Source organism: Luteimonas sp. WGS1318 (assembly GCF_043187535.1).
Classification (GTDB): Bacteria; Pseudomonadota; Gammaproteobacteria; order Xanthomonadales; family Xanthomonadaceae; genus Luteimonas.
The window spans coordinates 3651616-3672820 of the sequence record NZ_CP171131.1 but is presented as its reverse complement, the minus strand read 5'-3'; the positions used below and the strand labels follow the sequence as shown (position 1 = coordinate 3672820).

General features: G+C 58.2%; 17 protein-coding genes. 2 read left to right on the top strand and 15 right to left on the bottom strand.

From position 1 onward, the window contains the following. Positions 1-40: 40 nt before the first annotated feature. The 9 genes from ACF3M1_RS16750 to ACF3M1_RS16710 all read right to left on the bottom strand — a co-directional run bounded on the left by ACF3M1_RS16750 (position 41) and on the right by ACF3M1_RS16710 (position 11618). On the bottom strand, positions 41-2530 hold the full coding sequence (locus ACF3M1_RS16750) for a heavy metal translocating P-type ATPase (RefSeq protein ID WP_394002582.1): 2490 nt from the start codon (positions 2528-2530) through the stop codon (positions 41-43). A gap of 62 nt (positions 2531-2592) precedes the next feature. Continuing rightward, on the bottom strand, positions 2593-3177 hold the full coding sequence (locus ACF3M1_RS16745) for a cation transporter (RefSeq protein WP_394002580.1): 585 nt from the start codon (positions 3175-3177) through the stop codon (positions 2593-2595). Then, entirely contained in the window at positions 3174-6392 is a 3219-nt protein-coding gene (locus tag ACF3M1_RS16740; RefSeq protein ID WP_394002578.1) for an efflux RND transporter permease subunit, read from the bottom strand. The genes ACF3M1_RS16745 and ACF3M1_RS16740 overlap by 4 nt, the downstream gene beginning before the upstream one ends. Positions 6393-6401: 9 nt before the next feature. Then, a complete protein-coding gene (locus tag ACF3M1_RS16735) occupies positions 6402-7634 on the bottom strand; it encodes an efflux RND transporter periplasmic adaptor subunit (RefSeq protein WP_394002576.1) in 1233 nt (410 codons plus the stop codon). Next, entirely contained in the window at positions 7631-8884 is a 1254-nt protein-coding gene (locus ACF3M1_RS16730) for a TolC family protein (RefSeq protein WP_394002574.1), read from the bottom strand. The genes ACF3M1_RS16735 and ACF3M1_RS16730 overlap by 4 nt, the downstream gene beginning before the upstream one ends. A 58-nt stretch (positions 8885-8942) precedes the next feature. Next, complete coding sequence (locus ACF3M1_RS16725) at positions 8943-9419, bottom strand: hypothetical protein (protein WP_394002572.1); 477 nt, start codon at positions 9417-9419, stop codon at positions 8943-8945. Between the two features lie 271 nt (positions 9420-9690). Next, positions 9691-10764, bottom strand: a complete 1074-nt coding sequence (gene arsB / locus ACF3M1_RS16720) for an ACR3 family arsenite efflux transporter (protein WP_394002570.1) — start codon at positions 10762-10764, stop codon at positions 9691-9693. Then, positions 10761-11252, bottom strand: a complete 492-nt coding sequence (locus ACF3M1_RS16715; RefSeq protein WP_394002567.1) for an arsenate reductase ArsC — start codon at positions 11250-11252, stop codon at positions 10761-10763. The genes arsB and ACF3M1_RS16715 overlap by 4 nt, the downstream gene beginning before the upstream one ends. A 42-nt stretch (positions 11253-11294) precedes the next feature. Next, entirely contained in the window at positions 11295-11618 is a 324-nt protein-coding gene (locus ACF3M1_RS16710; protein WP_394002565.1) for an ArsR/SmtB family transcription factor, read from the bottom strand. Positions 11619-11641: 23 nt separating this feature from the next. On the opposite strand from ACF3M1_RS16710, the gene arsH reads away from it, so the two are divergent. Then, the gene (gene arsH, locus ACF3M1_RS16705) at positions 11642-12376 is read left to right on the top strand and encodes an arsenical resistance protein ArsH (RefSeq protein ID WP_394002563.1); all 735 of its coding nucleotides are present in this window, start codon (positions 11642-11644) and stop codon (positions 12374-12376) included. A gap of 136 nt (positions 12377-12512) precedes the next feature. Here arsH and ACF3M1_RS16700 read toward each other — a convergent pair whose 3' ends face one another. The 4 genes from ACF3M1_RS16700 to ACF3M1_RS16685 form a co-directional block, all read right to left on the bottom strand. Beyond that, positions 12513-12890 carry a hypothetical protein gene (locus ACF3M1_RS16700; RefSeq protein ID WP_394002561.1) on the bottom strand — a complete coding sequence of 126 codons (378 nt, stop codon included), beginning with the start codon at positions 12888-12890 and terminating at the stop codon, positions 12513-12515. Between the two features lie 160 nt (positions 12891-13050). Continuing rightward, positions 13051-14649 (bottom strand): MFS transporter, encoded by a 1599-nt coding sequence (locus tag ACF3M1_RS16695; protein WP_394002559.1) that lies wholly within the window; start codon positions 14647-14649, stop codon positions 13051-13053. A gap of 309 nt (positions 14650-14958) precedes the next feature. Then, positions 14959-15390: a hypothetical protein gene (locus ACF3M1_RS16690; RefSeq protein WP_394002557.1), complete on the bottom strand. Its 432-nt coding sequence runs from the start codon at positions 15388-15390 to the stop codon at positions 14959-14961. A 13-nt stretch (positions 15391-15403) separates the two neighbouring features. Next, complete coding sequence (locus ACF3M1_RS16685) at positions 15404-16822, bottom strand: hypothetical protein (RefSeq protein ID WP_394002555.1); 1419 nt, start codon at positions 16820-16822, stop codon at positions 15404-15406. An 88-nt stretch (positions 16823-16910) separates the two neighbouring features. On the opposite strand from ACF3M1_RS16685, the gene ACF3M1_RS16680 reads away from it, so the two are divergent. Then, positions 16911-18025 (top strand): IS3 family transposase gene (locus ACF3M1_RS16680; RefSeq protein ID WP_393999965.1). Its coding sequence is split into 2 segments (ribosomal slippage): positions 16911-17163 and positions 17163-18025, totalling 1116 coding nucleotides; the frame shifts between segments, so codons are not numbered across the junction. Between the two features lie 620 nt (positions 18026-18645). On the opposite strand, the gene ACF3M1_RS16675 is transcribed toward ACF3M1_RS16680, so the two are convergent. Next, positions 18646-19944 carry a hypothetical protein gene (locus ACF3M1_RS16675; protein WP_394002553.1) on the bottom strand — a complete coding sequence of 433 codons (1299 nt, stop codon included), beginning with the start codon at positions 19942-19944 and terminating at the stop codon, positions 18646-18648. 394 nt (positions 19945-20338) lie between these two features. Continuing rightward, entirely contained in the window at positions 20339-20980 is a 642-nt protein-coding gene (locus tag ACF3M1_RS16670) for a tyrosine-type recombinase/integrase (protein WP_394005311.1), read from the bottom strand. Positions 20981-21205 lie beyond the last annotated feature (225 nt).

Here is a 21205-nt window from a genome sequence, read left to right as displayed (position 1 = left end):
CGCGGCAACGCCGGCGGCATAGCAGAGCTTAGGTAGAGCATCAATATCTTGAATCCTGAAAAGCCAGTAGCCTCAGCGCGTTGAAAACTACCAGTAAAGTTGAGCCTTCGTGAATCGCGACAGCTGGACCGATTCCTAGACCAAAGATCGTTGCGGGCACAAGGAACGCGACAATTCCCAGACTCACATAAACGTTCTGACGAATGACGCCACGCGTTCTCCGACTGAGTGCAACTGCGAACGGCAACTGCTTCAGATCATCTGACATCAAGGCCACGTCTGCTGTTTCCAAAGCGACGTCGGATCCAGCAGCGCCCATAGCTATTCCCACCGTGGAATTTGCCATCGCAGGTGCGTCGTTGACGCCGTCGCCCACCATGGCGACGCGGTTCACAGCTTTGATCTTTTGGATCGCCGCGACCTTATCTTCCGGCATCAGGCCGCCGATAGCCTCGTCAAGCCCTACTTCCGCGGCAATCGCATCAGCCACCTTCTGATGATCTCCGGAGATCATGATCATCCGGGTTATACCAAGGTCTCTGAGGCGTCTCAGGGCTGGCGCTGCATCAGGACGAGCAGTATCGAGAAGTCCGATCACGCCGAGCTCGCGATCGCCGATTCTAACCGCCATTGTTGTGCGCCCTAACTGTCGCAACGATTGAACCGCAGAGTGCGCCTCCTTAGAGAGAGCAGGTACCCCGTCCGAACCAAACATTTCTGCTTTGCCGATCCAGACAGTTTCGCCGTCAACACGAGCACTGACGCCACGACCTATCATATTCTGTAAGTCGAGCGCCCTTGGAATCGAGCTTCCATTCAAGCGCGCCCCTCCATCGCGCGCTATTGCAGCAGCAAGCGGATGATCACTGAGAGACTCCACTGCTACAGCAACCGCCAGAAGCTTAGACTCCTCAACTCCATGCGCTGGAATCACATCGACAACCTGTGGACGCCCTTCAGTCAACGTGCCGGTCTTGTCGAACGCCATCGCACTTATGGAACCAAGCTCCTCCAATGGCGCGCCACCTTTGATCAACACACCGCCCCGGGCGGCCCGTGCAATGCCAGACAGAACAGCACTTGGCGTGGCGATCGCGAGTGCACACGGACTCGCCGCGACGAGCACCGCCATCGCTCGATAGAAGCTGTCGCGAAACGGCTCATCAATGACGACCCAGGCGAATAGCAGGACGAAAGCCAGTGCGAGGACTGCAGGGACAAAGATACGTTCAAACCTATCCGTGAAGCGCTGGGTAGGCGACTGTCGCGTTTCCGCTTCGCTCACCAGCTTGACGACTCGTGTGAGTGCTGAGTCCGCGGAACGACGGAGCACTTCTATCTCTAGAGCGCCGCCCCCGTTGATGGTGCCTGCGAATACGCGCGCGCTCGCATCAATCGAATCAGGACGTGTTCTAGCTAAGGTGGCGTCTTGGGTCGGATACTTGTCAACCGGAATGCTCTCGCCGGTGACTGGGGCCTGGTTGACATTGGAAGTACCAGCCACGACGAACCCATCGGCGGGCAAGCGCTCATTTGGCTTGACCAACGCAATGTCGCCGATGACGAGCTCTTCCAGCGGAATCTCGATTGGCTTTCCTTCACGCCGCACGGTTGCAACTTCCGGGGCTAGCTCGGCCAACGCTTCTATAGCGCGCTTTGCTCTTCCCATCGCATAGTGTTCAAGCGCATGCCCGATGCTAAACAGAAAAAGAAGAAGCGCACCTTCAGCCCACGAGCCCAACGCTGCCGCGCCCGCCGCCGCCACGAGCATCAACGTGTCAATCTCAAAACGTTTCAGGCGAAGGTTGTCGTAAGCCTCGCGGACGGTGTAGAAACCACCGAAGAAATATGCGACCACGTACAGGCTGACCGGTAGCCAAGCTGGGCTTGCGCTGGCCATCCTCTCGAGAAGAAATCCGACCAAAAGGCATGCACCGCAGATCAACGCGAAAATCAGCTCAGTGTTCGAGCCGAATAATCCCCCGTGCGCATGCGTCTGATCGCTCGCGTTACCCTCGGCATATGAGTGCCCAGCGTGGTCGTTGCTCCCATCTTTAGGGAGCGTGTGTTCTTCTTGCTGCGGCAGAACTAGCCGAACCTGCATTGCCTCAAGCACTTTGTGAATTTGTGCTGTTGCTACCTTCGACCGGTCGTACTCGATCCGGATGTGACCTGTAGGCGAAACATCTGATTCAAGTACACCGTTTAGTGCAAGCAAGGTGTCGGAAATCGTACGCGCACGCCTTTGGTCAATCGGGCTCTCCATAATCCAGAATGCATGTCCGTAGCGCTCGTGAATTGCGGCGCCGCACTCTTTGATCAACAGTTCCAGCGAGTTCGAAGAGATGCTTCTCGGCTGGTAATGCACACACAACTCTGTGCTCGCCCCAGTCTCGTCCTGACTCAGATGGACACGATCTACACCATCCAGGCGCTCCAAAGCGTCTATCAGGCGCACGACGCGCGTATCGTCTCCGCCAAGGGTATCGGGCAACAGACTATGAAGATCTAACCGCAATTTCTCGCTCATGTCGGAAGCTCCATCTCGATTTGGGACCGGACCGCGAGCGCAGGCTCTAGAAGCTCCGGAGTTCAACGCGCTTCATAAGCGTCTTTTCGGACACCCGTAAGAATTTCCATGCCACCTTTGATCGCAATGATGGCGATTAGCACACCTACGACGAGATCTGGCCACGAGACACCGAGCCACATAACAAGAGCTCCGGCCACGAGAATGCCGCCGTTGGACACGAGGTCGTTGAGGCTGAATGTTTCAGCAGCTTTCATGTTGATATCGTTGGAGTGCATTCGACGCAGTAACACCAGGCACCAATAATTGATGGCTGCAGCGCACAGAGCTAGCGCCATCATCAGTGGACCGAGTGGCTCCGCGCCGAAGAGCCACCGGCGGATCACGTCTCCGATCACCGCCATCGCAAAGAGCAACAACATTACGCCCGACAACGCCGCTGCTTTTCGCTTCCACTCCGGGCGTCGATCTATAGCCAGGTAGCTCAGTAGGTAGACCACGGCGTCTGAGCCGTTATCCACCGCATTGGCAAGCAAAGCGCTGGAATCGCCAATCCAGCCCGCCACGCCCAGTCCTGCGAAGAGCAACGCGTTCCACAGCAGAACCTGCTGAAGAACGCGCTTCTGCCGTGCGACAGCAGTCGTCACGCAACCTCTACCAACGATCGATGTTTGGTCGCCCGCGCGGCAAACGTCGGCAGCACCAATAGCGTCAGTACTGTCGCTGTGATCAGACCGCCAATCACCACTGTTGCAAGAGGCTTCTGGACTTCGGCACCAGCACCACTTGCGATCGCCATCGGCACGAAGCCTACGATGGCCACAAGCGCCGTCGTGAGTACGGCGCGCAGTCGGCTGCCTGCACCACGCGTTGCAGCCTCCAAAGGCGTGTCGCCTTCCGTAAGCCGCTCACGTATCGCCTGCATCAGCACCAAGCCGTTCAAGGTAGCTACACCGGAAACAGCGATGAAGCCGACTGCCGCCGACACCGAGAAAGGCATTCCTCGCATCAGCAATGCAAGGGCTCCGCCTACCAATGCAAGGGGTACGCACGCGAACACCAGCGCCGACTCGCGCACCGTACCCAGGGCCATGTAGAGCAGGCTTCCAATCAACAGAAAAACTACAGGAACAACCAGCGCCAGCCGTGCCTCAGCACGCTGAAGGTTCTCGAATTGTCCACCCCACTTTAGATACACCCCTGGCGGAACAGAAACGTCTGCAACGGCCGTCTGTGCTTCCTGCACGAATCCGCCCAGATCACGGCCGCGCACATTGGCCTGCACCACAATGCGTCGACTACCGTTGTCGCGGCTGATCTGATTTGGCCCCTCAATGATCTCGATTCGAGCAACCGACGATAAAGGAACTACGGTGCCGTCTTGGGCGACGATCGGAAGTGCAGCCAGTTGCGCTGGATCATTTCTAGCGTCCTCGTCATAGCGGACCACCACATCGAAACGGCGATCACCTTCGAAGATCCGGCCTGCGGCTGTACCACCTACCGCGGTCGACAGTGCTTCGCTGACATCTGCTGCACTGAGGCCGTACTGCGCCGCAGCAGCATGGTCGACTCTAACGGTGAGTGTCGGCAGCCCCGACACCTGTTCTACGCGCACATCAGCCGCACCCTCAACGTTCCGCAATTTCAGTGCAACCTGATCGGCAACGCCTTGCAGCACATCAAAATCATCGCCGAACACCATCACAGCAAGATCGGTGCGCACGCCAGAAATCAGCTCGTTGAATCGCAGCTCGATCGGCTGGCTAAACTCGAATGCGTTGCCAATCTGCTCACCAGCAATTGATTCAAACCTCTGAACTAACGCTTCTTTAGGAAGAGCGCGGTCAGGCCATTCCGAACGCGGTTTGAGCATGATGACGCTATCGGAAATGTTCGGCGGCATTGGGTCGATAGCCGCTTCCGCAGTGCCAGTGCGCGAGAAGATCGTCGCCACCTCCGGCTCTTGCGTTAAGCGCTTCTCCAGCGCCAACTGCATTGCGACCGACTGCTCGATCGACGTCGACGGGACACGCAACGCCTGCATCGCAACGTTCCCTTCATCGAGTTGCGGCATGAACTCGCGCCCGAGCGACAAGAACGCAGCCACGCCAACGACAAGCATCACCAACGCACCTGCGAACACGAGTTTAGGCCGACCGACCGCAGCCCCAATGACTGGTTCAGCGCGAGTTCGTACAAACCGTATGATCTTCGTCTCGTGCTCGCCTCCGTGGGCTTCTCCTCCGCTAGGCATGCTTTTGGGTTCGCGAACAAACAGCGCAGCCATTGCCGGCACGAAAGTGAAGGAGAAGATAAACGCACCGATCAAGGCCAGCATGAAAGTCGCTGCCATTGGCTGGAAGGTTTTTCCTTCGACCCCTTCGAGCGTCAGAATTGGTGCGAACACCAACAGAATGATGATCTGGCCGAACGCGGCAGGCCTCGCCATCTTTCGAGCTGCTTGCATTGCAACGCCAATGCGCTCGCGCGCCGTCAAGCTGCGCCCCAGCTCCGCCTGTTTCTGGCCGAGCATTAACAGAGTTGCTTCGACCACGATCACCGCGCCGTCAACGAGGATGCCGAAGTCGAGAGCACCGAGGCTCATCAGATTGCCGCTGATGCCAAACCGATTCATTCCGATCACGGCGAACAGGAACGAGAGCGGAATTACAAGCGCCGTAATGGCCGCGGCGCGTATGTTGCCAAGCAACAAGAACAGCACCACGATGACGAGAAGCGCGCCCTCGATCAGATTCTTGGCCACCGTTCGAATTGTCGAATTGACCAGCACGCTGCGGTCGAGCACCGACTGAGCGATGATGCCTGGTGGCAGGGAGAGGTTGACCTCGCCTAACCTTTCGGCAGCTGCCTGTGCAACGGTTCGACTGTTGCCACCAGCGATCATCAGCGCTGTTCCTAGAACCGCTTCATGCCCATCCCGGGTAGCTGCGCCCAAGCGAGGCGCTTGGCCCAACTCAACTCGGGCGACGTCAGCTACGCGAACTACCAGTCCTGCCCGGTTCGTAACAGGAGCCTGCGCCAGATCGTCGACTGTTTGAGCCAACGCATCTGCCCGGACGATCAAGCCTTCGCCTGCACGCTGCACAAATCCAGCGCCCGCTTGAACATTGGAGCGCTCGAGAGCCTGTACAAGATCGCCGAGGCTCAGGCCATAGGCGGCCAAACGTTCTGCATCCGGACGGACCGCATACTCTTTGACATAGCCGCCCACCGTATCGACACCCGCAAGCCCCGGGGTTGATCGCATCTGTGGGGCAACCATCCAATCCTGCACAGTCCGAAGATAGGTGGCGCGCTCCTCGGGCGTGCGCAACGAGTCGCCCTCAGGTGTCAGATAGCTTTCATCCGCCTGCCAACCTGGCGCCCCATCCTCTGAAGCCTGCGCTGGATCGAAAGGCACAAAATCCACTGTCCACATCAGGACTTCGCCAAGGCCTGTTGTCACCGGCGACATCATCGGGGTGACCGCATCTGGCAGATCGTCCTGCACCTCACGCATGCGTTCGGCCACCTGCTGGCGGGCGAAATAAATGTCAGTCTTGTCGGTGAAAATCGCAGTTACCTGAGAGAACCCGTTGCGAGAGAGCGAGCGGGTGCTTATCAGGCCTGGGATACCGGCCATCGCTGTCTCCAGCGGATAGGTGACTTGGCGCTCAATCTGGCCTGGCTCCAAAGCAGGCGCGATGGTATTGATCTGAACTTGGCGATTGGTGATGTCCGGCACAGCGTCGACCGGAAGTCGTCCCAGCTGGAACAAGCCGTAGGTCGCAATGATCGCGGCAATAAAAACGACCGGCCAGCGGAAACGAACCGCTGTTTCGATTACAAGTTTGAACATGAGAGTTCCTTAGTGGCCGTGTTCGGCCTCGCCTTTGGCGAGTTCGGCCTTCAGCAGGAAGGCGTTCGTACCGGCGACTCGCTCATCGCCGGTCAGTCCTTTAAGAATCTCAATGCGACCACCCGCGCGCCTACCGGCAAGCACCTGGGTTGCATGAAACCCATCATCACCAGCCACGAATACAACTGAGCTGCCGTCAACGGTCTGCACGGAATCGGCGGGGACGGTGAGCATCTGCGATTCGCCTTCGACCACAATCGAACCTGCTACCGGTGAGCCCGTCGGCGGTAGGCTGCCTGACTCGGCTCGCGCACGAATGATGGCCAGCCCACCTTGCTCACCGACGTCTGCTGCTGCGCCTGTCACCAGAGCGGAGAAAGTGCCAGCCGGACCACTGACTTCGATTCGCGTGCCTTGCGAGACCTGTGAGGCAAGTAGCGGCGGCGCAACGAACACGATCTCCGTTTGAGAGGGATCAGCGACATTGGCAATGATCTCGCCCGCATTAACAAAGCCGCCTGGTGTTACCTGCACGGCACCTACCACTCCTGATACTGGACTGGTGATTGTGATTCGCCCTGCCGCATCTGGCGCGCCTGCGGCATTCGCCTGCGCAACAGCTGCTCGCGCTTGCGCGCTGAATGCCAACGAGCGTGCACGCGAGGACTCCAACTCTTGCTGCGCGACTACCCCCTGGGTAACCAACGACTGGTCACGATTGAATACCAGACGAGCAGCTTCGGCCTCGGCACGCGCAGCATCAGCAGCTGCGCGAAGGGAGGCGGCTTCACCGCTGACAAGTATTGCGAGCGTATCGCCCGCACGCACTGTGGAGCCAGGCGACACCACTACTCGCTCTACGCGGCCGCCAATTGTTGCAGCGACTGCGGCGCGCGCGCCAATCGTGGATTCGACGCGGCCGCTCAGGCGTGTCTCACCGCCACCGCCGCGGCCGACCGGAACCACTGTAATACCTGAGGCCTCAATCTGCTCTTTCGTAAGCGCAACCGCGCCTTCTTCTTCCGATCCATGACTCTCTGATCCAGCCTCTCGGCCCTCTTGATCGCTATGAGCATCGGGGGATGGCTGATCGCCATGCGATGCGTGTGAGTCGTCGACGCTTGCGTTTCCGGCCGCTTGAGAGTCGCTGGAGCTGGCTGTTACTTGGGCCAAGCCGAAACCCGCGGCGATCGCGAGAAGGATCGCGGCTGCGAGCGTCACTCGACGAGTGTTCGTGTTCATCGTGTTTCTCCAAACGGGGCGCGGCCTTCTAGGCCTGCAAGTTCGATTTCAGCTATTACACGTGCGACGCGGGCATCTACTGCGGTCGAACGCGCACTGACAAGCGCGGCGCGAGTACTGCGCAGTTCCAGTTGGGAGATGCGGCCAGCGTCGAATCCAATCCTGGCGAGACGGTAAGCTTCTTCCGCAGCTACAACCCCGCTGTCGGCGGCTCGCGTGCGACTTCCCGAAGCAATTAGGGTGGCATTCGCCGCCAAGCGATCCGCGCGAGATTCGGCCTGCTGGGACGCCAGTCGCGCCTCTGCTGCGCGCTGGTCAGCGTATGCGGCTCGTATGCCGCCGCGATTGCGATCGAACAACGGAATCGAGAGACTCAGACCGACAGTCAGTGTGTCCTCACCCGTGTCGCGCATGCGGCGTTGTCCTAACGAGGCACTGATGTCCGGCCGAGCGCGTCGCTGCTCCACAACGATCTGGCGGCCGGCCGCATTGAGCTCGGCCTGTGCGATGCGTTCGGATAGTGATGTTTCGATGTGCTGGGCGTGCGGTCCTAGCTCGCGATCGAGCAAACTGTCGTCGATTCTCTCGACAGAATCGATCATCGCGATAGCAGACAAGCGCGCGAACGCGGCATCACGTATGGCGCGCGCCTCGTCGACTGACGCCCGCGCTGCGTCCGCTTCACTCTGTGCCTGTACACCGCGAAGCGTCGCCTCACGGCCCTCGGCGACCAGCGACGCAACGGCGCGAGTGTCCTCCTCAGTCAGGGCAAGCACTTCTTCCGCAAGTACAAAGCGTCGCTGCGCTGCTTCCGCGTCCGCGTATACTTGAGCAAGTCGACCCGCAGCCAGCCATCGCCGTTGGATACTTTGTAGTCCAACAGCGTCCGCTTCAGAACGAGCTGCATCGATGCGAGCTCTGCGCTGCCCAAACAGCTCCAGTGGCTGAGTGAACGAGATTGTCGTCTCGGCACTTCCTGTACCTCGATACGGTCCACTGCCGTAGATATTCTCTGCTTCCATGCCGATAGATGGATTTGGCAGAGCTCGGGCCTGTGAGGCACGTGCCTCAGCAGCATCAACAAGAGCAGATGCCTCGAGCACTGCTGGCATAACGGCCAGGCGCGAAACGAGGGCTTCATAAGATGGCGCGGCCGTGTCGTTCTGCGACGCCCAAGCGGGCGAGACGCAGAACACTGCTGCCACGGCCAGTCCGACCGCGAATAGCGGTCGGGCAAGCAACATGAACATGTGTCACTCCAAGATCGATTAAAGACGTGAATTTCCTACGCTCGATAAGCGAAACACGTCAGACCTTGGGTGGCCTCAGCAGACTGTCGGAAAAATCACGAAAGCGACGGCCGTCCTCGAATCGCAGCGCCTGGCTGCACATAAATGCATCCGGCACGGCGGATAGAGCGCCGGTAACATTCGCAGAGGAATGATGACAGTGATTGTGCGCGCAAGCGGCATGCACTCTATCGCCCCCGCCAGCCTCTTCACAGGCGTCAGCTGACATCGCATCAGGCACAACAGCTTCGACAGAGTGAGGCGCATTGGATTCAACTGCACACGCAAGTGCATCGGACAGCGGCGCGATGACCATCACTGCAATCAGCAGTGCAGCCATTGACCGTCCAAATCGGGTAAGAAACCGATGCATGACAGGATTCTGGGTGTGCCCAAGCTTGTACACAATCACATCCCGGCGGCAATTAGCCCAAATCGAGCTCGTACTTTGCTTCTGTTCAGGATATGCAGAAACGCCGCCTTGCTGATGCTGCATGAAGCAGTCTCCGGTGCAACCAGGCCATGCTGTAGACAGACGTTATCGATTAGCTCTCTAGCAACCGCTCGCACCTTCTCCCTTCAGCTTGGCACCAAAGATCGAGCCGTCGCCGAAACTTGAATTGTGGGACACCTGAAGTATTTCGAATGGCTAGGCCATTGGCGCACACTGCAACTGGCTAAAGTTATCGAGGCCACGATTAGGGCCGCGCTTCTTAACGAATCGCTAAGGCGGCTTTTGCCCGAAAGCGGACGCGCGATATGCGTCATCACTGGAATCCGGCTCGATCTCTTGGGAATTGCACTCTCAGACGAAGCGCTACATGGACAAGGAGGATCAGAACGGGCACTTCCACCAGCGGTCCAATGACCGCTGCGAACGCGACAGGTGAGGCGAGACCGAACGCGGCGATCGCAACCGCGATTGCCAGTTCGAAGTTGTTGCCGGCCGCGGTGAACGCGATGGCCGTCGTGCGCGGATAGTCCTTCGCGATCAGCTTGCCCATCCAGAAGCTGATGACGAACTGGATCAGGAAATACAGCGTCAACGGAATCGCAATGCGCACCACGTTCATCGGAATCCGCACCACGTCGGCGCCCTTGAGGCTGAACATCGCGACGATCGTGAAGAGCAGGGCAGCCAATGTGATCGGGCTGATCTTCGGCAGGAACCGCGTTTCGTACCAGGTCTCACCCTTCGCCTTCGCCAGCCAGCGACGTGTCAGATAGCCGGCGAGGAACGGGATGCCCAGATACACCAGAACCGCCTGCGCAATGGTCCAGATGCTGACGTCGATGACGCTGCCTTCCAGCCCGAACACCGGCGGCAGCCAGCTCAGGAAGAACCAGGCATATGCACTGAAGAACAGGATCTGGAACACCGAGTTGAACGCGACCAGGCCGGCGACGTACTGATTGTCGCCGCGCGCGAGCTGGTTCCATACCAGCACCATTGCGATGCAACGCGCCAGACCGATCAGGATCAAACCGGTCATGTACTCCGGATAGTCGCGCAGGAACAGCACCGCCAGCCCAAACATCAGGAACGGCCCGATCAGCCAGTTCTGCACCAGCGACAGCGCCAGTACGCGCTTGTCGCGGAACACGTTCGGCAGTTCCGCGTAGCGCACCTTGGCCAGCGGCGGATACATCATCAGGATCAGGCCGATCGCGATCGGAATATTGGTACTGCCCCAGCTCAGCGCGTTCAGCGCATCCGGCAGGCCGTCGAACAGTGTGCCGAGCGCGATGCCCAGTGCCATCGCCGCGAAGATCCACAGCGTGAGCCAGCGATCGAGGAACGACAGGCGGCCAGGTGCGGGTGCAGGCGCGGACGCGCTCATCCGACGTCGGCAATCGGTTCGAGCAGCGCCTTGACCGCGGCCTTGTCGGCCCAGACGGCATCGCGGATGTCGAGAAACGCGCGCATGCGCTTCTGGATGATCGCGTGCGCTTCGGCGAATGCGGCGCGCTTGTCGGCGTCGCTGCCGGTCACCGCGGCGGGATCGAACAGGCCCCAGTGCACGCGCACGAAATCACCGTGGACGACCGGGCAGCTTTCGTTGGCGGCGCTGTCGCAGACGGTGACGATCAGGTCCATCGGCGCGGCGGTCTGCGCCGAGAACTCGTCCCAGGACTTGCTGCGCAGGTTGTCGGTGGGAAAGCCCTCGCGCTCGAGCTGCGCGATGGCGAACGGATTCACCTGGCCGGCCGGCTGGCTGCCGGCGCTGTAGGCCTCGTATCGGCCCACGCCCCAGGCGCGGAGGGTGGCTTCGGCCAGCACGCTGCGTGCGGAGTTGCCGGTACACAGGAACAGGACGCGTCGGGTCATCGGTGTGCTCGTCTGGACGGAGGAAGGATCGGGAGGCCCGGGTCACGGGGCACATGCGGCGGACGTCGCGCACTGCGTGCCGTCGTCCGCGCAACAGTTCTCGGTGAGGTAGCCGACCAGCGCGTCCATCGCGTCGAAATCGGCGCGGTAGCAGATCGTCCGCCCGCTCTGTTCGCCGCTGACCAGTCCGGCTGCCGCCAACGCTTTGAGGTGGAAGGACAGAGTGGCCCCGGGCAACGACAGCGCCTCGGCGATATCGCCGGCCAGCTTGCCGCCACGGCCGGCCCGCACCAGCAGCCGGAAGACCGACAGGCGCGTGTCCTGGCCGAGCGCGGCGAGTGCCTGGGTTGCGGTTATATGTTCCATGTTTCTAGAATAGTCGAACAATCATGACGCTCACAAGTCGCCCAATGGCGCCCGATCTGCCCAATCTCGACCACGCAGCGTTCAAGCCTGTCGACCCGGCCGCACTCGGCGCGTCTGCCGACGGCCACCCGCCGCGCATCCTGATCCTCTACGGTTCGCTACGACCTGAGTCCTACAGCCGCAAGCTGGCGCTGGAAGCGCAGCGTCTGCTCAAGGCGTTTGGTGTGGAGACGCGGCTGTTCGATCCACACGACCTGCCAATGGTGGATTCGGTGCCGGCAACGCATCCGAAGGTTCAAGAGCTCCGCGCGCTTTCGATGTGGTCGGAAGGCCAGGTCTGGGTGAGCCCGGAGCGGCACGGCGCACCCACCGCGGTGTTCAAGAACCAGATCGACTGGCTGCCGCTCGAGGGAGGCGGCATGTGTCCGACCCAGGGCCGCACGCTGGCGGTGATGCAGGTCTGCGGCGGTTCGCAGTCGTTCAACGTCGTCAATGCGCTGCGCCTGCTCGGTCGCTGGATGCGGATGGTGACGATCCCCAACCAGTCGTCGGTGCCGAAGGCGTGGCAGGAATTCGACGAGGCTGGACACATGAAACCATCGGCGTACTACGACCGCGTGGTCGACGTCATGGAGGAGTTGGTGAAGTTCACTTTGCTCGTGCGGGACCAGACCAGCTATCTCACTGATCGATACAGCGAGCGTAAGGGCAATCTATCAGCGAAAAGACTGGCGAAGGCATCGGGGACGATTGCCTGATGGATCGATAGAAGTACTCGCACCAGGCGGCGACGGCAGTACGTCCGCTTCTGGCCGAAAGCGGACACCACTCGTCGTCCGTCAAAACCGCTTGATCAATGAAGCATGTCTTCGGGATCAGCTGTCGACTGGACCATCAGTAAGGAAGATCGTCCGGCTCGCAATCTATGTAGTCAGGTGCCGGCATGACTGAAAGACGGATTGCCATGACTGTGGTCCGCTCCTGCAGCAAGGCTTTGACCACACGATGCATCCCATCCATGACGCGGCCATCCGGTGAAAGGATGATCGGATAGGTAAGGTCTGTCGCCTCGACCAGCCGCATATGCTCCATCAGGTCTCGACACGTCGGTGGAGAATCGTCAGCGTCATACCAGTAGGGTTCGTCGATCTCACGAATTGCGGACAGTTCTACCTCGGAGGGCGCCACGTTTTTCGTGAGCTCAATCAACCGATGGACGTCCCACGCGAGCAGGCCGCGCTCGCTCTCGCGAAAGTGATACTGCTTGCGCATCGCTCTCCCTCGGTTTCGTGTCGGGCACGGATTGTAGTTGTCCGTGCGCACGGGAGTGCAGCGCTTGATGCTCGAATCAATCGGACGTCCGCTTCCGGCCAAGAGCGGACAGAGCAGCATTCCCGCATCGAAGCAGCGCTCGTCTCATCGCTTACGCGTGTCAGGAGAATCGCTGCTGGATTTCTTCGAGCCCCTGTCCACGCGTCTCCACGCCGCTACGACCGAGCATGACGGCAGATATCGCCATGGGCAGCGCCAGCAACACCGCAGACAGCGCGAAATAGTCGAAGAACCCGATGACGCCCAGGCCCGCGCCGAGGATGCCCCCGAACTTGGAGCTCGCAGCAATGACGCCCGATCCCGTGCCGCGCAGGCGCAGTGGATAGATCTCGGCGGCGTAGGGAATCAGCATCGCAATCACGCCGCTCACGCTGATCAGCAGGGCGGCGATGGCGGTTGTGGTCAACGCTGCCGAGCGGATGTCCAGGACATCGAGCGCTGCGAATACCAACAGCGCTGCCGCCGTCAAACCCAGGAAGAGCACCAGCGACTTGAAGCTGCTCCAGCGATAGTACAGCCAGATCACCAGCGCGATACCAGGCAACGCGTAGAACGCCGACCGTGCAAGCAGGGCGCTGGCCGCGGTCGCGTCGATGCCCAGTTCGGTGAGGTTGGTGGGCAGCCACAACAGAAACCCGAAGTTTACCAGTCCCCAAGCGGTGCCGGCGACCAGCAGGCTCCAGGAGATCGGCGCATGCCGGCCCCGTAGGAGATCACGGGTCCCTGCGACGGGATGGCCCTCATCGATCACCGGTGGCGCGGGATGCCGGCTGTCGTCGCGCTCGAGGCGCCTTTGCGAACCGGCGAAACGCGCAAGCAGTGCCTGTGCTTGCGCCTGCATGCCCATGCTTGACAGAAAACGTGGCGACTCGGGAATGAACCGGTTGAGGATGATGATCACTGCGCCCGTCGGCAGCCCTAGTAGCCACAACACGCGCCAGCTGAACATTGGTTCCAGTACCGCTGCAGCGCCCGCAGCGAGCAGGTATCCCCCAGAGGTTCCCAGGCCGCCGAGCGCGACTAGCAGCCAGCCGCGATGCAGCGCGGGCACGGTTTCGGCCATCAGGGTAAAGGTGATTGGCAGCAAGCCACCTGCGGATGCCCCCATGAGGAAACACATCGCGAGGTTCCAGCCGAATGACGGCATCGCGCCGCAGATGGCGGTACCGATGAACATCAGCGCCGAGAGCAGGATGGCCGAGCGACGACCAAAGCGGTCGGCCACGCGTCCCCACACCACCGAGCCGACTGTCGTGCCCGTCAGCGCGAACAGGGCCAGCACGCTCGCGCCTGACGTGTTCATGCCGTATTCGGCGCGCATGCCGGGCATCACGAAGCCGAGCGTGGCTGGCTTCATGACATCGATGGCGAGGGTCACCACCAGCACAGTGACCAGTGTCCAGTGGGCGCGGTTGAGCGGCACGCCATCGGCGATGTGGAAATTCAGCGGTGCGCCCATCCCGGGCTGCAGACCTACCGGCAGGCGCGGCAACATGCCGTAGGCCGACAGCGCCAAGCCGATCGGAATAATTGCCATGCCGATCCACATCTCGGTCGTCATGGACATGCCTACCATCTGCCACTGCGTGTGCTGGCCCATCATGAACATGGGGCCGTGCGAGAGCACGCCTGCGGTGATCAGGGCGCAGCCCATCCAGAACGCGACTGGATGATGGAATGAAAAGCCTGCTCGACTCATGGCGCCTCCCCAAGGAGCGCGCATGGTAGCGACAACGCGTCTACAGAGGGTTACCGCAGACAAGATGCTCGCAGCAGAACGACCAGCGCAATGGCGAGGTCGGTGGCATCAAACTTACGTCCGATTCTGGCTGGAAGCAGCCATCGGGTAAGCCGAACACCAGCCGTATCACCAACTTCGCATGCGTGATAGCGAGCTGCCCAGCTTTCGCAGATGGCCGTACGCTCTATGAGAAGGATTGAGCATCATTGAGGTAAGAAATTTAAGGCTGCGGGGCTAGCTATCGCTGTTTTTAAGCAGTTCTGCGGGTTAATCCGCGGAACGGTTTGCATCGGGTCGCAGAGCAACGACGTTGCTTGTTGCTTCTTCTTCGCCGCGCAGCTGCCGAAGTTCAAAGCCTAACTCAAGGATTCGCGCATCTGCCTCAACGAGGCGTCTAGCTAGTTCATCGCGCTGGAGCCTCACTGCAGCCAATCGCGTTCTTAGATCACGCGATTTTTTTCTTCCAGTATCAGGCGATACCCGATCCTTCGGAGGCGTGAGGGCGCCTGCAAATTCCTGGATCTCAAGGATCAAGTCAGGGAAACGCGATTTCCTTAGCGCGGATGGATCGCATCCGGCCTCTCGGGCGATGTTTGCCTGCGTGATCTTCGCAGACTTGTCGATACGTTCCGGGCGCGACTCTCTAAGTCTGATGAAAGCGGCTTTGAACCTAGCCAAGGCTTCAGAATCATTGTCCATGTGTACACCTAAGTTAGGAGCTCAAGGCCACGTCAATTGCCTTGATCTGAAGAACTAGCGAATCATGGAGCGGAGATCCAGGTTCTGAATCCGCTAACCTAGAACTCAGGATCTCACGGAGTCCTTTGAGACCGAACGACTTCTCGCGATCTACAAGCAGGTGAGTGCAAACCGCTCGGCCGCCGGCGCAAGGGGCAACACTTTCTACGCCCCCCTTGTCGCACGGATTGGGGTTAGTACAGACGCCGAGTATGTTCTCTCGATAGGGAATTGCACCTTCACTAGCAAGCTTCGTGAGGCGCTTATGATCCGCCGATGACACGGTTGCCAGAATGGCATCTTTATGCTTGGGGCCAAGAGGGCTAGCAAAGCGATCGCCGCAAAGACTGACTGAGTCGCGAGCGAAGGATTCATACAAAGCTTTAAGGAACTCGGATTGAGCGTCGTCGTTGAGTCCGAGCTTGAGAAAGTAATGTCGCCTCGTGTAATACCGTGACATAGCCCGCGACGCGTGCTTGAGCTGGAATTGCAAGCTGCTGTCACTGACCAGACCTGAGGAGGCCATGTTTACCGCCCCGGTGCGTCGAAGTTGATGCCAGGATAGGGGCCAATTTTTCCCTACGCTGTAGAGTTCCGGATCGATACTTGGAGTGATCAACCGTGCGAGTGATAGGTCTTCTTCAGTAATGGATAGGACGGATTGATCTATAAGCTTTGGGTAGCGGCTTAAGATTGACCGGTAAGTTGAGGGGCAGTGTCGTATATCCGATGTTCGCTCAGCTTGTCCTTTCTGCGCAGCCCAGGGCTCAAACGCGCGTACGGCAAGATGTGGATTTCGAAGATCAGCCTCCGTTATTGGGAATCGTGGGTTGAGTGAGCCCGCTTCGACCCGCAAGCGCGCGACCCTCGACATCGCCAGAACGGCCTGCTTGGCAAACTCCGGCACTATCCATCTCGCTGCGCGATCCGTAACAGTTTTTGTTGTTTCGCCTCTGACAAGAAAAATATCGTTACCGAATTCATCTTTGTCGTTCTCTAAGCAATCTGATCGAAGGCTCCAGCACTCTGATAAGCGCATTAGGGAGAAGTTCAGAAGATAAGCGAGCCCAGCGTAGGTGATAAGGCTAAAATATGCCGAAAAACTTGAAATAGGGATGGACTTGCGTCTTGGGGGCGGGCCGATCCACCTTTCTATAAGTTCAAGAACGCCGAACTCTCGCAGTGTATTCTGAAATGAACCATTGAAAGTGCACCCAGTCATGGCGCCGGTCAGCCCATGGTGAGATGAGAACGGTGTTCTTGTCGAAGAGAGCCGTTCTCCAACTGTGATACCGGATGCTACCGAGTTCTTCTGGTATGAACTAAGACAGAAGTAGAAAAGGCGTTCGATATCGTCGAATTTTTCGTTGAACTGCGAGATGCAGTTCGTCATCTGATCGACCTGGTAGCGTAAGCTCCCCCGTCTGACAGACACCGCATAAGTAGATCTTTCTGGCATCGTTTCCCAGCCAGGAGGTCCCATGCGCACATCGAAGTTCACCGAGACGCAGATCATCGCGACGCTCAAGCAGGCCGACGCAGGCGTGCCGGTCAAAGACATCTGTCGCCAGGTCGGCATCAGCACCGCGACGTACTACCAGTGGAAGAGCAAGTACGGCGGCCTGGAGGCCTCCGAGCTTCGGCGGGTCAAGGAGCTCGAGTCCGAGAACGCCAAGCTCAAACGGATGTATGCCGAGCTGGCGCTCGACAACGCAGCGATGAAGGACCTGATCGCAAAAAAACTCTAGGGCCGGCGCGCAAGCGCGAGGCCGTGCGGTTCCTCGTCGAGGTCCACGCGCGGCCGCTGCGCCGGTCCTGCGCATGCGTCGGTTTGTCGCGAGGGGCGTGGTACGCGCCGCCTCTGGATTGGACGGTGCGCGATGCCGAGCTGATCGCTGAAATCGCGCGCTTCGTTGAGGCGCACCCCAGCCGCGGCTTCTGGAAGTGCAGCAACCATCTTCGCAAGCAGCAGCCGGCCTGGAATCCCAAACGAATCTATCGCGTGTACAAGGCCATGAAACTCAACCTGCGCCGCGCCGCCAAACGGCGCCTGCCCAAGCGCGAGCGGGTGCCGCTCTATGTGCCGAGGCTGCCAGACACGGTCTGGTCTGTCGATTTCATGAGCGACGCGCTCGCCTGCGGCAGACGGTTTCGCACGTTCAACGTCGTGGACGACTTCAACCGAGAAGCCCTGCACATCGAAGTGGACACGTCGATCAACTCGCAACGGCTGGTCCGTGTGTTCGAGCAGATCAAACGCGATCATGGTTTGCCGCAGGTCGTGCGCTCGGACAACGGTCCCGAGTTCTTGGGCGATGCGTTCACCAACTGGCTCAAGGCGAACGGCGTGGCGCTGCAGTACATCCAGCCCGGCAAGCCAAATCAGAATGCCTTCATCGAGCGCTTCAATCGCACATTCCGCGAGGAAGTGCTTGACCTCAATCTCTTCGTCCGTCTCGACGACGTCCGGGAAGCCACCCACTGGTGGATGATCGACTACAACGAAGAACGATCCCACGACTCGCTCGGCGGAATGACCCCGCTCGAGTACCGCAGACACCACGCCGAAAGCTCTACTTTTGAAGTGTCTGCTTGACGGGGGAGCTTACGGTAGCGCCAGATGCGGGGCGGGATGTATGCAGATTGACTGGGCTGCAATCCGGCGCCTAATACGCTGATCTTCCGCATATCACGTGGACTCAGTATCTGGAAGCCGATCTCAGATCTCGAATCCCACAGGTCGTGGAGAAGTTTGAGAATATCCTTCCAACACAGGCGACTAATGCTACACGCGGCCTTCTCTATAACTTCAGGAAACCGGCCAAGTAGCACTATATCGATTCCGTTCTCGGAGCATATTGCGAAAAGAGGCCTAAGACGTTCGAATCTCATTAGCAATGTCCGGCCCGCTCGGACAGGGTCGGGACCCCATAGCCACCACGCTACAACCTTTCGGAGCACTGAGGCATTTGACTTGCTGATGGGTACTGTACGTCTAATATCAGCGCCATCGCCAAAATTCAGACGACGCGCGACCCCTGTCCAAGGCGAAATGTCCCACACGGAATCTGCATATCGTGAAAGGACTCTCCCAGATGCATCGATGCACACGGGAAAGTCGTCCGGCGGCGGCCATGTAGGCGGCACAAAGTTTTGAGCTCTGAGACTTGTAACTCCGAAGTCGATGGCCAGTCCACTGAGTTCAGTTGCGCTCATCTAGCTTACCTCTAAGCAGCGGATGAAGCCGTCCCATGCCGGGTGGAAGTTCTCTTCACGTATTCTGGACTCGACTTCCGCGGTCCACTCCGTCGCGGCATCAGATTGCGACTTGATGTAGTCGATCTTTAGACTAATTCTTTCTATTACAGAGCTTGCTGGCAATTGTGTTGGGAAGGAGCCTGCACGGCGGTCCAAATCTAGCTCACGAATCTTCAGGAAACGTAGGCTGGCTAGCGACCAAATATGATCGAGAGATTCAATATCACGATTGAACGAGCAGAAAAGGCATCCTGATGGACTCACACAGTCGGGGGGGACGGCCGCATCGTTTTGCGCACTCTGCTCTGCTTGAGTTAGTCCGAATTTGCTGACGCACAGCCCAGGACCTACAGCGGGGCTGGCGTCATTGGTGGTCTTATGAAAGCTCGCTATCTCGCCGATTGCGCGTTGTAGGCTTGGACGCTCATACGTTGTTAGTAGAGTTTCTTTGGAATGCTGCGCTTGGTCTGCCGTCAGTGCAGCGTTCCCAGTCCGTCTTAGAAGCCAGTTGATGCGGGTGGATCTTAGTGTCTGGGGGCCATAGAACGGCTGATTAATGGATCTAAATCTATTTCTAAGGGCCGAAAACTCTGGAGGAGTACCAGCGAGAGGGATTCTTGATGTGTATATGAAGGGGAACAATCGATCATCAGAGTCCTTCGGGACAAATTCATCCAGCCAGCTCAAGTACTCGTGCAGCACCGCTCTATATTCCTTGTACACGGTGAAGACCACGTCTCCCCCGCGTCTCGGCTTATGAGCTCGTAGTGCGATCAGATCGTCGCCGTTTGTTTTGAATCTATACGCTGCGCGCTTTAGCTTAAATGCCTGAGCAAGGTTCATTCCAGTTTGAGCAATGAATACTAGAAGCTCAGCTTCAATCCTAAGGTTGATGATCGGCCTTCGAACCGACATGTCTGTACACAGGTTAGCTTTCTCAAGGCGCCCGGACGCGATTTTTATGGCATGTTCCGTCTGTCCACCATTTGAGCGCAGAGGATTCGGTAGGCCCGACCATTCCAAAAAAGACTTGCCACTACGTAGCTTGATCTCAAGTGGTAATCGGCCTTTAACCGCATCCACCGTCAACGCGGTGCAAATGTCTCTAAGTGTTGCTCCGAAATCAAAAGTTTTATGGATGTTTTCCTTGTCGTGCCTTGCGGAAAATTTATCAAGAACGCTCCGCCGTTCTTTCTTGAGTCTGGTGTATTTAAGTAAGCTCGAGCGTCCAACCGCGCGGCACGCAACACGATCCACATTTCGGGCAGTGTCATAAGCAGTTTTTATTGTTATGGATCGCTCGACACGCGCTCTGAGGATGAGACTTTCAGTCCATTCCTTGAAGCAGATGAGAAGGTTGTCTCTGTTTAGATCTAGTCCAGCATCGTCGCAGAAGCCGGAGAATTGGCGAAGGGAAGTAATCGCGTTCCTAATTGTAGGCCGCGCGTGCCCAGCGGCGATATCAGCGCTAAGGACGTCGTGAAGTGATTTGCTGAGTTCGAGTCGGCCTAGGTGGGGATTGCCAAAACTCCCTCGCTCGATTAGGCGTGGAAGCTCTATGAAGCTACATTTAGAGCTGCCTACGTAAGCGAAAAAGGCTAAATCAAGTTGAGCTTGATAGGCGCTATGAGCGAGATGAGGGAACGGCAGCCTAACTATCATTCGCTTGGTGAGCGCTTAAGGGAATTTGCAAGAAATCTTGGGTGAATGCATCAGCGCATGCTGCCACAGCTTCGGTTCGCTCTACGAACTGAATGTACTTGAGCGTGGTGGATTCGTTCTTGTGCAGTAGGGCATCCTTCACGAATCCTAAGGCGGTCTCGGCATTTGTGACTCTAAGTAGAATCTTGACAAGTTCCGTAGCGAACGTTGCTCTTGTCTGGTGGAAGTGGAAATTTGCAACGGAGCTGTTCTTGGTCTCCGCTCCTAATTTTCTAAGTCTGAAGATACCCATGCTTAATGCTCTTCCCTGTCGCGCTCCAGAAGAGAAGTAGGGAGTTCCGTTTCTGGTGAGGAATACCAAGTCCCTGTGAATTCCTGGTGCCTTTGCCACACGCATAAGGCGCTGAGTGCTGCCGATGTAATTGAGTAGAAGCTTTATTTCTGCATCTGATATCAGTATTTCTCCGGTCACGCCAAACTTTGTGCTTACTGGTGGATGCGCCCCAGGACCAACGTTTATTCGATGCCATCCGGGTATCTGAGGGTCTGGCAAAGATCTTGCGATCGTGTCGACTTTCAAGTCGGATATCGTCCCAATACGCATTCCCGTTCGGAAGCCAATGCGAATCATCATTGATAGCTCGGCGCTGCAGTTTAGCGCGGCAAAATTCATGATTGACGCTGCGCTATTGGCACTGACTGGTGTCACTCCACCCTCTAGCCGAATGCCTTCACGAGCCCGATTTGGGATTGAGAGATTAGTGCTCCTGACGTTTATTGTTCGTTCTAAGCCGAAATCAGTTGCGAAGCGGATGCTCACAGGTCTTTCATTCCACATGGGACCTCGCGCATGTAG